Source organism: Silvibacterium dinghuense, from assembly GCF_004123295.1.
GTDB classification, from domain to species: Bacteria; Acidobacteriota; Terriglobia; order Terriglobales; family Acidobacteriaceae; genus Silvibacterium; species Silvibacterium dinghuense.
In genome coordinates this window covers 317,282-331,843 of the sequence record NZ_SDMK01000004.1, presented here as the reverse complement: position 1 = coordinate 331,843, position 14,562 = coordinate 317,282, and the positions used below count along the sequence as shown (strand labels likewise).

Here is a 14,562-nt window from a genome sequence, read left to right as displayed (position 1 = left end):
GAAAAGAAGCATCGGGGTGCCTCTGCGAACAGCCTCAGAAGCGGGAATGACCGGAACCTTCATGGATGGCCTGACAGAACCGCGCAGTAATCGTTTCCGGACGGGTGATGGCCGAGCCCACGACCACGGCCCAGGCGCCGAGATCGAGCGCGCGCCGCACCTCCTCCGGGCGGCTGATGTGGCCTTCGACGACGACCGGCACGCCGGTTTGCGCGACCATCGCTTCCACCAGCTCCCAGTTCACGGCGCGCGCGCCGCGCGTCTCCGGTGTGAAGCCGTAGAGCGTGGTGGCCACGGCATCGGCTCCGGCCTGGACGGCGGCTTCAGCCTCGGCGAGGGTTGCGATATCGGCCAGGACGGGCTTCTGCAGCTCGTCATGAATGCGCCGCACCAGCCCGGGCCACGGCTCTTCGGCGGTGAGGCGGCGTGCCGTGCAGTCCAGTGCGACGACGTCGGCTCCGGCTTCGGCTACCGCGCGGGCAGAGGCGAAATCGGGCGTGATGGCGACTTCGCCGTCCACGTATTTTTTGAGAATGCCGAGGATCGGCCGATCGGTCTCGGCGCGAAAGGCGGCAATCTGCTCGGCGCCGTTGGCGCGCAGTCCGGCCGCGCCGCCGCGCAGGGCCGAGATGGCCAGCCGGCGCAGGGTGTCGGTGTGGTCGAGCGGATCGCCGGGCGCTGCCTGACAGGAGACAATCAAGGTGCCGCGCAGGGAAGCAGGGAAGGCAGAATGCGGAATGGGGTCCTCCACGCGTGCCGTTTCGTCTGCATAAAAACGCGCCGGCCACAGGTTCCATCTTAGCTGTATGCCGTTGCGAAGTTCGTATTCGTCGTATCAGGAAGTTGCCGTATCCGTATCCCCGGGAAGAAGGATCAACGACGTGCCCAAGAGCCATAACACGCCCTCGCCGGTGCAGCAGGCCCAGCAGCCTGCTCCCATCCATCCGCTCGACAAGAATGGCTTCATCCCCCTCTACTACCAGATCGAGCGCGCGCTGATGGAGCAGATCCAGTCCGGCCAGCTTTCTGAAGGCGATCCTTTGGCCTCCGAAGAGGAGCTCTCACGCCAGTACCAGGTGAGCCGCATGACCGCGCGGCAGGCGCTGCACGGTCTCAAGATGAAGGGCTACGCCTTCAGCGAAAAGGGCCGCGGCACCTTCGTCACCCGTCCCAAGCTGGACAAGAACATCATGCATCTGCAGGGCTTTACCGAGGACATGCGCCAGCGCGGCTTCAAGGCCAGCTCGCGGCTCCTCGAGCAGGCTGTGATCGAGGCCAGCGATCCCGGCCTGGCCGAGAAGCTGAAGCTCAAGAGCACGGACCGCATCCTGCGCCTGCGCCGTCTGCGCCTGGCCGACGGCATCCCCATGGCCATCGAGGAGTCGAACATTCCGCTGCTCCACTTTCCCGGCCTGGAGCGCATCGACTTCGCCCAGCACTCGCTCTACCAGGCGCTGCGCGACCGCTACGGCGTGCGCGTGGGCTATGCCGATGAGACGATCGAAGCGCTGCACGCCACAGCGGACGAGGCAGAGATGCTGACCATTCCGCGCCGCGCCTGCGTGCTCTCGATTACCCGCGTCATTATGACGACCCAGGAGTCGCCCATCGAGGCGGCCGTCTCACGCTACCGCGGCGACCGCTATCGCGCGTCGATCCGCGTGCCGGTGACGACGATCGAGTAGGACTGGCCGTCCAGGCGTCTGCGCTTCGCGCCGCGCTCCCGCTGGTCGTGGGACTGGCCGTCCCGGCCTTTGGCTTCGCACGGTGCTCCCGCTGGTCGCGATTCGAGGTTGTTCTCTTAAACAGAATAAGAATCCGGGTGCCCCACGTCTCGCCTTTGAGATGTGGGGGGATGCCCTCCCGCCACAATCTCTAGGTGCCGGGTGCCCGTCCACGCTTCGCCTGGGCGGGAGGGCACGAACCCCGATTCTGAAATCCGTGGCGAATCCTGTCCTCGGCTTTGCCTCGTGCTTGTCCTCGCGACGAATCGTGTCCGAGGATTTTTCTACACCCTATCCCCCTACACGCCGGTGGCTGTGAGGGCTGGGCGTGGCGCGTGCTTCGGCTTCAGGGATTTGTCTGATGTATCTCTGCGACGTATCCGCCGGGAAAGCGCACCATGGCGCTCTTCCGGCCATCGATCGCTGCGGGAGCGGCCAGCACGGTGACGCCTTGCGCCTGCGCTTTCGTCAGCGTGGCCGGAAGGTCGTCCACCTCATAGCCGGTCGTCTCCGCTCCGTAGGGATAGACGAGATGGCCATCGGTGACGAAGACGACCATCTTTCCGAAATCCGATGTGATGCGGATGCGGCGAATGGTGCCATCGGTTTTGCCGATGACGCTGCCGGGAACCTTTTCATCCGAGTCCACGTGTCCGCCGGAGAATTGCAGGAAGGCGGTCACGAAGCTTGCGGCCCGATCTTCGGAAACGTAGACCCGGTTCTCCGGAATGTGGGGCAGCGGCGGATAAGAGGGCGCTTTCGTGTGCCAGTAGAGCTGCATGTTGACGCCGCCCGGCCACTGCACGATGGCGTCCACTCCGATGGCGTCCGGGAAGGGTGTCACCAGGACATCGGCTCCCGCGGCGCGCGCCTTGCGGATGGCCGTATCCATGTCGGTGACCAGATAGCCGTTGCGCTCGCTTCCGAAGGGAACCGGGATCGGCGTGCGGAAGCCAAACAGGGAAATCATGCCCACCGGGGTCTGTAATAGTTGCGAGCTGGTCCGGCTCGGGGTCGGCGTCACGGTCACGATCACCTGCGGCGTGCTCTTTCCTCCGAAGGTTCCGAGAAAGCTTTTGACGAAGGCATCCGCATCGTCCGGAGCCACGTAGACGTGCGTCGAGTCATACTGCGGCGCGACTGCGACTTTGCCGATGGCTGCGGCGGGTTCCCCGGAGGCGGTCTGCGCCCGCACGGGCAGCGATCCGCCGCAGAGAAATCCGATGCAGGCGAGGACGAGCAGGGTGAATGGCCTTCGGGGACTGGTCGTCCAGGCGTCCGCGCTTCGCGCCTTCGCTTCCGTTGGTCGCGATCCGGAATTGTTCGGGTTCCATGAGAGACGCCGCACAGTACCAGTGTTGTACCACGCCGAAAATTCGATCGGTGCTGAGCTTTTGTCCGGTTGTATCCACATAGAGAAGCATAGGAAGTAAAAACTTACCCCTGCCTTGTCATCCCGACCGAAGCGAGCCGCAGGCGAGTGCAGCGGAGGGACCTGCGGTTTGCGCCTGTCCGGGCAGGAAACCGCAGGTTTCTCCACTTCGCAGAACTGGAAAACAGTCCTGCTCCGGTCGAAATGACAGGTCCCTGCTTGAGCAATAGGTGGATACGCCCTGAGGTCCGTGGCTCCTGTGTCCCGGAATCGAGACGTGGGGTTCCTTTTCTTGCTTTTGGATCGGTGTGAGACCCACCCATGACCACGTGTCTGTCATAGATGGGGCACCCGGGCTTGGATGGGCCGCCATGCCGGATCGCGACCAAAGGGTGCGGGAGATTTGCGACAATAGAGGTGGACTCCTTGCCATTCATGAAGATTTGGGACGCAATGATCGTGGGCGCCGGCCCTGCCGGCTGCGCCGCGGCTTATGACCTCGCCCTTGCCGGCCATGCCGTGCTGCTGCTCGACCGGGCGGAATTTCCCCGCCCTAAGGCCTGTGCCGGCGGACTCACGACCAAGACGGTCGAGGCGCTGCGCTACTCCGTGGACCCGGTGATCCGGCAGCGGCTCCATGCTCTTACCATCGAACGTGACGGCGATCACCGCACGGTTCTCCGCCGGCGGGCAGACTATTGTTTTATGACCGTCCGCAAAGAGCTGGATGCCTTCTGCTTCGAGCAGACCGTGGCCGCGGGAGCGCAGTTCCGGCGCATCCGCGCGATCGAGTCGATCGAAGAGGCTGCCGACACCGTCCGCGTGCGCGTGGACGGCGAGGAGCTCTGCGCCCGTTTTCTGATCGGGGCCGATGGCGTGCACAGCCAGGTGCGGCGCATGACCGATCCTGATGCAGGCCGCTGGTTCTGGCGCGCCTTTGCGCTGGAGGCGTGCATATCGGTTTCCGGCCGCGAAGCCGATGAGCTTATTTTCGATTTTGCGCCGGTGCGAGATGGGTACGGCTGGTTTTTCCCGAAAGGGGACCACGTGAATGTGGGTCTCTACTCTTATGACCGGAATGAAAAGATCGATCGCGCCCGGCTGTCGGCCTATGTACACGATCGCTGCGGAAGCGCGATGCTGGAAGAGGTGATGGGCCAGTATGCGGGCTTCGGCGCGGGTGGACATCAGCCGGCTTCGGAGCGCATCTTTCTGGTGGGCGATGCGGGCGGCTTTGTCGATCCGCTGACCGGCGAGGGCATTTATTTTGCGATTGTCAGCGGCCAGGCTGCGGCGGGAGCTGTTGCTGCTGCGCTGAGTACGGAGGTGTCCGCGGACGTGAATGCGCATGCGGAATTCCGGGAGCGCACGCGGAAGCTGCGCGCCGATCTCGCGCTCTCGACTTCGGGTGCGCGATGGTTTTACAGCGATGTGAATCGTGGATATAAATTGCTCTCTTCGCCGTTGCTGAAGAGGGCGTCGATACGGGCTTTTTCGCAGGGAATGAACCTCGCCGGACTGGCGGCGGGGGTAAGGAAACTGGCCGCAATGATGGCAGACTGAGGGCCAGCATAAAGATTCACTGATAAAATAATTTTTCGCGCTACTCTCTACTTTTTCCGTCCACCTGTCAACTCCGGGAATCTTTATTAGGGAGAAAGGACCTGTCATGCTTCGGCTTTGGAAATTGAGGAAGGGTGTGGTTGCTGCGCTGCTGCTGCTCTTCGGCACCGCGCTTGCCCTTGCGGAGGGGCCGCAGGCTACCCCTAGTATTTACGCGCCGGCATCGACACCGGCGGCGCAGATTCAGAGCCTGTCCTACTTCGTGCTCGAGATCACGGGCGCGATCTTCCTGGTGGTCGGCGGCCTGATGGCCTTTGTCTGCTTCCGCTATCGCGCGGGGAAGAACGACGACAAGAGCGAGCCGGCGCAGATCTACGGTTCGACGCAGGTGGAGCTGGCCTGGACGGTGATCCCGGTGCTGATCGTGGTGGTGCTCTTCCTGACCACGGCGCGCATGATCTTCGCCATTCAGGACGCACCGAAGCCCAAGGAAGCGGTCGATGTGACGGTGGTGGGCCACCAGTTCTGGTGGGAGTACCGCTATCCGCAGCTGGGTATCGTGACGGCCAATGAGCTGCACATCCCGCTCTCGAGCAAGACCGATCCCAAGCCTACCTACTTCAAGCTGCTTTCGGCCGACGTGGACCACAGCTACTGGGTGCCGCAGCTTTCCGGCAAGACCGACCTGATTCCCAATCATCCGAACGAGCTTTGGATGGACCCGCTCTATCCCGGCCTCTACAAGGGCCAGTGCGCGCAGTTCTGCGGCGCCGAGCATGCGCTGATGCTGCTGCGCGTGTATGTGGATACGCCCGAGCAGTTCCAGGCCTGGGTGGCGAATCAGCAGAAGCCCGGCGTGCAGGACCCGACGGTGGCCGCCGGCCGCCAGGTGTTTGAGACGCAGGCCTGCATGAACTGCCACGCGGTGGCAGGCACGGCGGCGACCGGCCGTTACGGTCCGGATCTGACCCACCTGGCGAGCCGCGACACGCTGGCTTCCGGCGTGATCGAGAACAACCCCAAGAACCTCCGGCAGTGGATCAAGGACCCGGACAGCATCAAGCCCGGCGCCCTGATGCCCGCGATGAAGCTCAGCGACGAACAGCTGGATCAGCTCACCGCCTACCTTGCCACGCTGAAATAACTTTCACGATGGAAAGCGACGAGTAGACCGAGATGGCAGACAGCACACTTCCGATACAAGGCGCACTGGACATTACTCCTCCAGCTGCGCGCAAGCACTCGATCCTGGAGATCGCGCATTCCTGGATCACGACGGTGGATCACAAGAAGCTGGGCATTCTCTATACGGTGTTCGGCATCTTCTGGCTGCTGGTGGGCGGCGCCGAGGCGATCGCCATCCGTATCCAGCTGGCGATGCCCAACAACCACTTTCTGAGCCCGCAGACCTACAACCAGTTCTTCACCATGCACGGCACGACGATGGTGTTCCTGGTGGGCATGACGATCATCTTCGGCTTTGCGAACTACCTGGTGCCGCTGATGATCGGCGCGCGCGACATGGCGTTTCCGCGCCTGAACGCCTTCAGCTTCTGGGTCACCGCCTTCGGCGGCACGCTGCTCTACTACAGCTTCCTGGGCGGCAGCGGCCTGTACGGTGTGGGCTCGGCTCCGGACGTGGGCTGGTTCGCGTATGCGCCGCTGACGGCGCGCGCCTTCTCGCCCGGCCACGCTACCGACTACTGGGCCATCTCGCTGATCGTCAGCGGTATCGGCACGGTGGGCACGGCGATCAATATCGTGGCGACCACGGTGAGCATGCGCTGCAAGGGCATGACGCTGATGCGCATGCCGCTCTTCGTGTGGCTGTTCTTCGTCGTTTCGGCGCTGACGCTCATCACGATCACGCCGCTGACCGCCGCGCAGATCATGCTGACCATCGACCGCTACCTCGGCGGCCACTTCTTCGACACGCAGGCGGGCGGCTCGGCCGTAGCCTGGATGCACTTCTTCTGGATCTTCGGCCACCCCGAGGTGTACGTGCTGATCCTGCCGGCCTTCGCGATTGCGAACGAGATCATCCCGGTCTTCTCGCGCAAGGCGATCTTCGGCTACCCGGCCATGGCCGCGGCCTCGGTGGGTATCGCCTTCGTCTCGCTGGGCGTGTGGGCGCACCACATGTTCACGGTGGGCATGACGTCGGTGTCGAATGCCTTCTTCACGCTGTCGACCATGCTGGTCGGCATCCCGACGGGCATCAAGATCTTCAACTGGCTGGCGACGATGTGGGGCGGCAAGATCCGCTTCGCCACGCCGATGCTGTTCCTCACCGCGTTCCTCTTCCAGTTCCTGATCGCCGGCCTGACGGGCATCATGCTCTCGGTCTCGCCGTGGGACTGGCAGCTGCATAACTCGTACTTCGTGATCGCGCACTTCCACTACGTGCTGGTGGGCGCGCTGGTTTTTGCGATCTTCGGCGGACTGTACTACTGGTTCCCCAAGGCCACCGGCAAGATGCTGAGCGAGAAGATCGGCAAGTGGCACTTCTGGCTGTTCATCATCGGCTTCCACCTCACCTTCGACACCATGCACGTTCCCGGCATCCTGGGCATGCCGCGCTCGATCTACACCTACGAGCCGGATCGCGGCTGGGGCCCGTGGAACCTGGTGGTTTCGATCGGAGGCATCATCCAGGGCATCGCCACGCTGGTCTTCGCCTACAACATGATCGTTTCGCTGCGGAAGGGCGAGGAAGCGGGTCCCGATCCCTGGGATGCGTGGACGCTGGAGTGGACGACCTCGTCGCCGCCGCCGGACTACAACTTCGCCATCGATCCTGTGGTCGGCAGCCGCCGTCCGCTCTGGGACCTCAAGCATCCTGAAGACCCCGATTGGAAGTACGAAGCATGAGCGCGATTCCTCTTACTCCGCATATTTCTGACGATCAGCCGTGGAAGCTGCCTTCCAAGGGCAAGGTCGGCATGTACTGCCTGATCGTGGCCGAGTCGGCGATCTTCATCATTTTCGTTCTGGCTTACCTCTTCTATATCGGTAAGACCACGTTCGGGCCGACGCCTGCGGTTCTGGAAGTGCCGATCATCAACTCGATCGCGCTGCTTTCGAGCTCGATTACGATCATGCTGGCCGAGCGGGCGCTCGAGCACGGCAAGATGAAGGGCTTCTCGCTGTGGTGGGCGATCACGATCGCGCTCGGCAGCTACTTTCTCTATGGCACGGGCGTGGAATGGTACAAGCTGATCCACGAGGACGGGCTCACCATCAGCACCAACCTTTTCGGCACGACCTTCTATTCGCTGGTCGGCCTGCACGCGACGCACGTGATCTTCGGTCTCATCGGCCTGACGCTCACGCTGATCTTCGCGCTGACCGGCAAGCTCAAGCATGAGCACAACGAAAAGGTTCAGATCCTGGCGCTCTACTGGCACTTCGTCGACGCCATCTGGATCGTGGTCTTCACCGTGGTTTACATCATCGGCAGGTAGGCACATGAGCGAACATCATTCCACAGGGAGCCACGAAGAGCACGTACACCTGCCGGCACCGACGCATTGGCCCATCATCATGGCGCTGGGCGTGGCGCTGGGCTTCACCGGCATCGTCACGAATCTGGGCCTCACGATTCTGGGCGTCGTGCTGGCGCTGGCCGGAGCCATCGGCTGGTTCCGCCAGGTGCTGCCCCGGGAGCACGTCGAAAACATCGAGACGACGGTCGAAGATGTACTCGTCACCACCACGCGTACTGAAGTCGAGCGCATCGTGGTGCCGAGCGAAGACCGCGCGCACCTGCCCATCGAGACCTACCCGATTCTTTCGGGCCTCAAGGGCGGCCTGGCCGGCGCCATCGCCATGGTGCCTCCGGCGCTGATCTACGGTCTGCTGGCGCAGCACTCGATCTGGTATCCGATCAACCTGCTGGGCGGCGCGGGCGTGGCCAACTGGCGCAATCCGTCGACGGCCGACATTGCCTCCTTCCATCTGTCGGGCCTGATCGTGGCCGGTATCATCCACATCATCACCTCGCTGCTGGTCGGCCTGCTCTACGGCGCCATGCTGCCCATGCTGCCGAAGCGCCCGATCCTGCTCGGCGGCCTGGTGGCCCCGGTGCTCTGGACCGGCCTGGTGCACGCCACCATGGGCGTCATCAACCCCGAGCTCGATGCCCGTATTCAGTGGGGCTGGTTCCTGGTTTCGCAGATCACCTTCGGCGTGGTCGCCGGCTGGGTGGTTGCGCATTCGCAGAAGATCTACACCAAACAGTCAATGCCCATCCTGATGCGCCTGGGATTCGAAGGTTCGGGCCTGCACCATGAAGATCACGACCAGGCAGGAGAAGACCGTAAATGAAGCTCCGCCTGATCTCCTCTTCCTTTGCCGCACGCACGATCCCCGCGCTCGCGGTCTCTGCCCTGCTCGCGTTTGCGGCCGGCTGCGACCAGGCGCCGGGCGCCAAGCGCGTCGAGATCGTCGAGCGCCCGGACTCGATCACCAATTTCCATACGCTCTACACGCAGAACTGCCAGGGCTGCCATGGTCCCTCGGGGCAGAACGGCGCGGCCTACTCGATCGGCAACCCGGCCTATGCGCACTGGGTCGATGAAGCGACGCTGCGCAAGGTCATCGCCAGCGGCGAGCCGGGCACGCAGATGCCGGCCTTCGCCCAGTCCTCCGGCGGCATGCTGACCGATGCCCAGGTGGACGCGCTGGTGAAGGGGGTCAAGGGTGAATTCGGGGCTGGGAGCGATTCTGGGCCGAGCCTGCCTTACACTTCGACGGCAACCGGCGACGCGGCCAGCGGGCAGAAGCTTTACGAGTCGACCTGCGTGAAGTGCCACCAGGGGACGAAGACGCCGACCGATCCGACCTACCTGGCGCTGGTGAACGACCAGACGCTGCGCACCATCCTCGTGGCCGGACGCCCTGACCTGGGCATGCCGGATGCGACCGGCATGGCGCACGGCAAGCAGGTCGCAGGCTATCCGCTCAACGATCAGCAGGTGGCCGACGTGATCGCCTACCTGAACTCGCTCCGGGTGAAGACGCCCGGCCAGCCTTATCCCTCGCCGCAGCAGTAGTGAGAAGAAGATCATGACCGAGAACAATCACACGCCGGACCTCGTTGAGGCAGAACATCACACCGTGCAGGACGATCCCAAGGTCGTCACGCGCCGCTGGATCCTGATGGGCATCGGCGCGCTGCTGAACGGCGTCGTCGGGATCGCCGTGGCGGTGCCCGTGGTGCGCTACATCCTGGGCCCCATCCGGAAGAAGGGCGCCTACAACTCCTGGATCTCGCTGGGTTCGGCCACGCAGTTTCCGGCCGGCGAAACCCGGCTGGCCACCTATGAGAACCCCTTCAACCGTCCCTGGGACGGTGAGACCGCGAAGGTCGCCTGCTGGGTGCGCAACATCGATGGCCAGAAGTTCCAGGTCTTCGCCGTGAACTGCGCTCACCTGGGCTGCCCGGTGCGCTGGTTCCCGCAGTCCTCGCTGTTCATGTGCCCCTGCCACGGCGGCGCGTACTACCAGGACGGCTCGCGGGCCTCGGGCCCGCCGGAGCGCGGCCTGTTCGAGTACGACTACAAGCTGGTGCGCGGCGAGCTGCACATCGACGCCGGCCAGATGCCGACCCTCGCCAACCCGGCCAGCCCCAACAGCCCCGGTGAGCAGTCGGCGAACGGCGGTCTGACGGTCATCACCAACGCCCCGGGAGGATGCGGATCATGCCAGAAGAGCTAAACGACAAGCCCGCAGACAAGTCGCTCAAGGGCAAGGCGCTCGAAGCCTACAACTGGGTCGAGCAGCGCGTGCAGCTGCAGGCGCCGTTCGAAGAGGCCATGCTGCACCCGGTCCCGAAGAGCACCGCCAGCTGGTGGTACGTCTTCGGCTCGGCCGCGGCGACGCTGCTCATGCTGCAGATCGTCACCGGCATCCTGCTGGCGCTGGTCTACGTGCCCTCGGGCGCGGAGGCCTGGAAGAGCCTGCAGATCCTGAACCACGACCTGCCGCTGGGCTGGTTCCTGCGCGCCATGCACGGCTGGGGCTCGAACTTCATGGTGGCCGTGGTGCTGATCCACATGGCCCAGGTGTTCATGTTCGGCGCCTACAAGTTCCCGCGCGAGCTGACCTGGGTGGTCGGCGTCATCATGCTGCTGATGACCCTGGGGATGGCCTTCACCGGCCAGGTGCTGCGCTTCGACCAGGACTCGTACTGGGGCCTCGGTATCGGCGCCTCGATCACCAGTCGTATCCCCATCATCGGCGCGCCCGCCGTCCAGTTAATGCTGGGCGGGCCGATTATCGCCGGCGCGACGCTGACCCGCTTCTTCGCCCTGCACGTCTTCGTGATCCCCGGCCTGCTGCTGGCCCTGACCGGCCTGCATATCTGGATGGTGGTCAAGCTGGGCATCAACGAGTGGCCGATGCCCGGACGCCGCGTGAACAAGAAGACGTACATCCGGGAGTACCACGAGCTTACCCACAAGGACGGCCTGCCGTTTATGCCCGGCGCCCTGTGGAAGGACGCGGTCTTCTCGGCGGCGATTCTGCTGGCGGTTGCGGTCTGCGCGGCGATCTTCGGTCCTTACGGCCCGACCGGCCAGCCTGACCCGACGATCATCCAGACGGTGCCCAAGCCGGACTTCTTCTTCCTCTGGCTCTATGCGGTGCTCTCGTACCTGCCTCCGGCGCTCGAAACCCCGTTCCTGCTCACTGTGCCGGCGGTCGGCATTGCGATCCTGCTGGCGCTGCCCTTCTGGGCCGGCGAGGGTGAGAAGAGCTGGCATCGCCGCCCGGTTGCGGTGATGGTGCTCGCTCTGGTGGCGGTTTCGTGGGGCACGTTTACGCACCTCGCGACCTTCACCCCGTGGAGCCCGGTCATGAACGCCTGGAGCGGCGCGAATGTGCCGGAGAAGATGACCCACAACCTGTCGCCGGTCGAGCGTCAGGGCGCGGTGATTCTCCAGTCCAAGCAGTGCCGCAACTGCCACGCTCTCGGTGGCGAGGGCGGACAGCGCGGACCGGCTCTGGACGATGTGGCCACGCGGCTCACCGAGGATCAGCTGATCCGCCAGGTGGTGCAGGGCGGCGGCAACATGCCGGCCTACGGCAAGAGCCTCACGCCTTCGGAAGTGACGGCGCTGGTGAAGTTCCTCGACACCATGCACCCCGCGAACCAGCCTGCCGCCACCGACGCCTCGCGCGCCGCAGTGGCGGCCAACACCCCGGCTGCGGTTCCGGCTCCGGCGGCTCAGGCCGAGCCTGCTCCGGCCAAGGCGCAATAGCCCCGGTCCTTCGCTGGACCCTGCAAAAAACTCCCGGCGCAAGCCGGGAGTTTTTGCTTGTGCACAGTGCGGGACTGGCCGTCCAGGCTTTCCGCCTTCGGCCTCCGCTCCCGCTGGTCGCGGTGTGGCTTTTTCGCTGTGGATACGGAAATGGGTGCCCCGTCCAAGCTCCGCTTGGGCGGGAAGACGAGACCTTCACCATGCGCCGGATAAAGGCCTCGGTGGCCCATTCAAGCCCGGTTTTGGCTTGAGTGAGGGACGCGGGATGTGTGTGGTGGATACGAACATGGGTGCCCCAGCCAAGCTCCGCCTGGGTGGGAGGGGACGGACCTTCACCTTTCGAGGACATCCTGCGAACCCACATCTCGAACAGAACGAGATGTGGGGCACCCGGGTTGTATCAGGGCCCTGGATCGCGACCAGAGGGAGCGGAGACCGAAGGCGGATCGCCCTGCGCGCAGCAGCCCTGAGCCCTAGGCCGTATCCCCATAGAGCGAGAGTAAAAGGCTGTCATTTCGACCGGAGCAGGACAGCTTTATCGTCCTGCGGAGTGGAGAAACCTGCGGGTTTCTGCCCGGACAGGCGCAAACCGCAGGTCCCTCCACTTCGCTGCGCTCCGGTCGGGATGACAACGATAAGGGTAGGTTCTTTAGTTTCAGACCATCTCTATGTGGATATAACCTAACTCTGCACTGCCGCCAGCAGGAAGACCAGCGGGGCGTTCCAGTTGATGGCTACCTCGTTGACGGAGTATGCACCCTGGTCGTCGATCCACATGCGCATCGGCGGTCTTTGGCCGAGTGCGTTGGCGGCGGGGTCGGCGGGATGCGCGTTCGGGCCGCCGGAGAGCAGGCCGGGCCAGGGCGCGGGCAGGCCGTCCGCCGCGCTGGGCCGGTGGTGCGGATGCTGGAAGGGGTTGGAGCCGAGCTGCGTGACCCACGAAACGCCGAAGCAGTTGCGTCCCAGCAGATAGTCGAGGTTGGCCAGCGCCGCGGCTTTGTAGGCCGGGTTCGAGGCCAGCTGGTAGGCGACCAGCAGCAGCAGCGACTGGTTGGCGGCTTCGCCGTTCGATCCCCAGTTATAGGCTGCGGCGGCGAGCGTCTGTCCGTAGCCGTTGCCCTGGGCGGTCCGCACCAGCGCATCGGCCGTCTCGACGGTGGCTTTTACGATGGCATCGGTCAGCTGGCTGTCGGCATTGTGTCCGGAGTAGGCATAGGCCCAGCAGGCCATGGAGAAGACGTTGCCCCAGCCCGGAGGCGTGAGGGCCAGGTTTCCCAGCCGCGTCGAGACCACTGCGCCGAAGGCCTGCTCGTATTGCGATTCGCCGGTGGTGCGGTAGAGCTCGGCCGCGGCCCAAAGCGTGTCGTCGGTGACGTCGTTCTGTTCGTAGCCTCCGGTCGAGACTCCTGGCGGGTTGCGGAAGAGCACGGCGGGATGTGACAAGGCCCATGTCCAGGCTTTGCGGGCCGCGCTCAGGCAGCGCTGGGCAAAGGCTGCGTCGTAGGGACCGTAGCAGCGGGCAGCGATGGCTGCCGCCGCGGCGAGGCCGACCGTCGCTCCGGTGCTCTTGTAGGGAGTGGAGCCGGTGCCGATGACGTAGCTGGTCGAGGTGTCGGACTGCGGCATCACGAAGCCGCAGAACTGCTCGCTGGTCTGCTTGTGCCAGACGCCGCCGTCGGCATCCTGCATGGAGAGCATCCAGTTGAGGTTCCAGCGCACTTCGGCGAGGAAGTCCGGAGTTTTGCCGCCGGATTCGGGAATGCCGAGGGCCAGCGTGCGCAGCTGCGGGGTGTAGAGCTCCCAGGCCCAGAGCAGCGTGCCGACGGTGATGGCCGAATTCACCACGTAGCGTCCGTAGTCGCCCGCGTCGTGCCAGCCGCCGTGGTTGGTCACCGCGCCGCTTTTGCCCGACGATGGATGCCAGGCGCCGCGCAGGTGGCAGGCCGGGTAATGATAGCCGCCGCCGAGGTTCACATTGCAGCCGCAGCGCTGACCATAATAGGCGCGCATGGTGAGCCGCAGCGCGTCGTGGTAGGGACGCGGCCCGATCGGGAAGGCCGGGCTGACCTCGCCGTTGTCGAGCGCCAGCCTCCAGAGCCCGGCGCGGGAGAAGCCGGAAAAGTCGGCAATACGAATGGTGTCGCCGGAGGCGGCGTCCGAACGCGCTTCGCTCAAGGCTGCCTGAAAAGCGGAGGCTCCTCCGGCTGCGGGACGGATGGTGAACTGCGCGGCCTGTGCGTTGACGGTCGCGTATTTGGCGCGCCCGGTCGAGTAGCCGGCCTGATTGAGGTGTACCGGATTGAGGCGTACCGGGCTCGACGTGCTGTCGAGTGCGAGGGCGCGCGCGGCAGGAAGAAGGGCAGCAGCGCCGAGGCTGCCGGCCGCGTTACGAAGGAAAGCACGTCGTTGCATGGTGCCCACATCTTACAGGCAGGGTGTCAGGGGCAGGGTGCAGCTTCTGCGATAGCGGAAGCAGGAGAAACCGCAGGTCCCTCGACTCGCATTGCTCGCTCGGGATGACAACTCAGAAGAGTGCTCCGGCAGGGATGACAAACCTGCGGTAAACGCCAGCTTCTCAGCGCGGTCTATGTCGATACGCACGCATCGCATTCTGGTCTATGCTTGGAGCGGATTTCAGCAG

General features: G+C 64.3%; 12 protein-coding genes. 9 read left to right on the top strand and 3 right to left on the bottom strand.

The window, feature by feature from the left end; genetic code table 11:
• Window positions 1–34 precede the first annotated feature (34 nt).
• On the bottom strand, window positions 35–751 hold the full coding sequence (locus tag ESZ00_RS17545) for an N-acetylmannosamine-6-phosphate 2-epimerase (protein WP_129209692.1): 717 nt from the start codon (window positions 749–751) through the stop codon (window positions 35–37).
• A gap of 130 nt (window positions 752–881) precedes the next feature.
• On the opposite strand from ESZ00_RS17545, the gene ESZ00_RS17540 reads away from it, so the two are divergent.
• The gene (locus ESZ00_RS17540) at window positions 882–1,685 is read left to right on the top strand and encodes a GntR family transcriptional regulator (RefSeq protein ID WP_229741146.1); all 804 of its coding nucleotides are present in this window, start codon (window positions 882–884) and stop codon (window positions 1,683–1,685) included.
• A 385-nt stretch (window positions 1,686–2,070) separates the two neighbouring features.
• Here ESZ00_RS17540 and ESZ00_RS17535 read toward each other — a convergent pair whose 3' ends face one another.
• Window positions 2,071–2,919, bottom strand: a complete 849-nt coding sequence (locus ESZ00_RS17535; protein ID WP_188590855.1) for a VOC family protein — start codon at window positions 2,917–2,919, stop codon at window positions 2,071–2,073.
• Between the two features lie 612 nt (window positions 2,920–3,531).
• Between ESZ00_RS17535 and ESZ00_RS17530 the strand changes: the two genes are divergently transcribed.
• The 8 genes from ESZ00_RS17530 (at window position 3,532) to ESZ00_RS17495 (ending at window position 11,921) form a co-directional block, all read left to right on the top strand.
• Complete coding sequence (locus ESZ00_RS17530) at window positions 3,532–4,659, top strand: geranylgeranyl reductase family protein (RefSeq protein WP_164981591.1); 1,128 nt, start codon at window positions 3,532–3,534, stop codon at window positions 4,657–4,659.
• Between the two features lie 106 nt (window positions 4,660–4,765).
• The gene (coxB, locus tag ESZ00_RS17525; RefSeq protein ID WP_129209689.1) at window positions 4,766–5,803 is read left to right on the top strand and encodes a cytochrome c oxidase subunit II; all 1,038 of its coding nucleotides are present in this window, start codon (window positions 4,766–4,768) and stop codon (window positions 5,801–5,803) included.
• A gap of 32 nt (window positions 5,804–5,835) precedes the next feature.
• Window positions 5,836–7,530: a cytochrome c oxidase subunit I gene (gene ctaD, locus ESZ00_RS17520; RefSeq protein ID WP_129209688.1), complete on the top strand. Its 1,695-nt coding sequence runs from the start codon at window positions 5,836–5,838 to the stop codon at window positions 7,528–7,530.
• Entirely contained in the window at window positions 7,527–8,123 is a 597-nt protein-coding gene (locus ESZ00_RS17515) for a cytochrome c oxidase subunit 3 (RefSeq protein WP_129209687.1), read from the top strand. Before ctaD ends, ESZ00_RS17515 begins: the two co-directional genes overlap by 4 nt.
• A gap of 4 nt (window positions 8,124–8,127) precedes the next feature.
• On the top strand, window positions 8,128–8,985 hold the full coding sequence (locus ESZ00_RS17510; RefSeq protein ID WP_129209686.1) for a hypothetical protein: 858 nt from the start codon (window positions 8,128–8,130) through the stop codon (window positions 8,983–8,985).
• The gene (locus tag ESZ00_RS17505; RefSeq protein ID WP_129209685.1) at window positions 8,982–9,713 is read left to right on the top strand and encodes a c-type cytochrome; all 732 of its coding nucleotides are present in this window, start codon (window positions 8,982–8,984) and stop codon (window positions 9,711–9,713) included. The genes ESZ00_RS17510 and ESZ00_RS17505 overlap by 4 nt, the downstream gene beginning before the upstream one ends.
• Before the next feature lie 13 nt (window positions 9,714–9,726).
• Window positions 9,727–10,377, top strand: coding sequence for a QcrA and Rieske domain-containing protein (locus tag ESZ00_RS17500; RefSeq protein ID WP_129209684.1), 651 nt, complete (start codon window positions 9,727–9,729; stop codon window positions 10,375–10,377).
• Window positions 10,362–11,921, top strand: a complete 1,560-nt coding sequence (locus ESZ00_RS17495; RefSeq protein ID WP_129209683.1) for a cytochrome b N-terminal domain-containing protein — start codon at window positions 10,362–10,364, stop codon at window positions 11,919–11,921. Before ESZ00_RS17500 ends, ESZ00_RS17495 begins: the two co-directional genes overlap by 16 nt.
• A gap of 681 nt (window positions 11,922–12,602) precedes the next feature.
• Here the strand turns inward: ESZ00_RS17495 and ESZ00_RS17490 are convergent.
• A complete protein-coding gene (locus ESZ00_RS17490; RefSeq protein WP_129209682.1) occupies window positions 12,603–14,333 on the bottom strand; it encodes a glycoside hydrolase family 9 protein in 1,731 nt (576 codons plus the stop codon).
• Window positions 14,334–14,562 lie beyond the last annotated feature (229 nt).

Coding starts and splice junctions, on each gene's coding strand:
- ESZ00_RS17530 (WP_164981591.1), top strand. CDS start 3,532: ATGAAGATTTGGGACGCAATGATCGTGGGCGCCGGCCCTGCCGGCTGC.
- coxB (WP_129209689.1), top strand. CDS start 4,766: ATGCTTCGGCTTTGGAAATTGAGGAAGGGTGTGGTTGCTGCGCTGCTG.
- ctaD (WP_129209688.1), top strand. CDS start 5,836: ATGGCAGACAGCACACTTCCGATACAAGGCGCACTGGACATTACTCCT.
- ESZ00_RS17515 (WP_129209687.1), top strand. CDS start 7,527: ATGAGCGCGATTCCTCTTACTCCGCATATTTCTGACGATCAGCCGTGG.
- ESZ00_RS17510 (WP_129209686.1), top strand. CDS start 8,128: ATGAGCGAACATCATTCCACAGGGAGCCACGAAGAGCACGTACACCTG.
- ESZ00_RS17505 (WP_129209685.1), top strand. CDS start 8,982: ATGAAGCTCCGCCTGATCTCCTCTTCCTTTGCCGCACGCACGATCCCC.
- ESZ00_RS17500 (WP_129209684.1), top strand. CDS start 9,727: ATGACCGAGAACAATCACACGCCGGACCTCGTTGAGGCAGAACATCAC.
- ESZ00_RS17495 (WP_129209683.1), top strand. CDS start 10,362: ATGCCAGAAGAGCTAAACGACAAGCCCGCAGACAAGTCGCTCAAGGGC.
- ESZ00_RS17490 (WP_129209682.1), bottom strand. CDS start 14,333: ATGCAACGACGTGCTTTCCTTCGTAACGCGGCCGGCAGCCTCGGCGCT.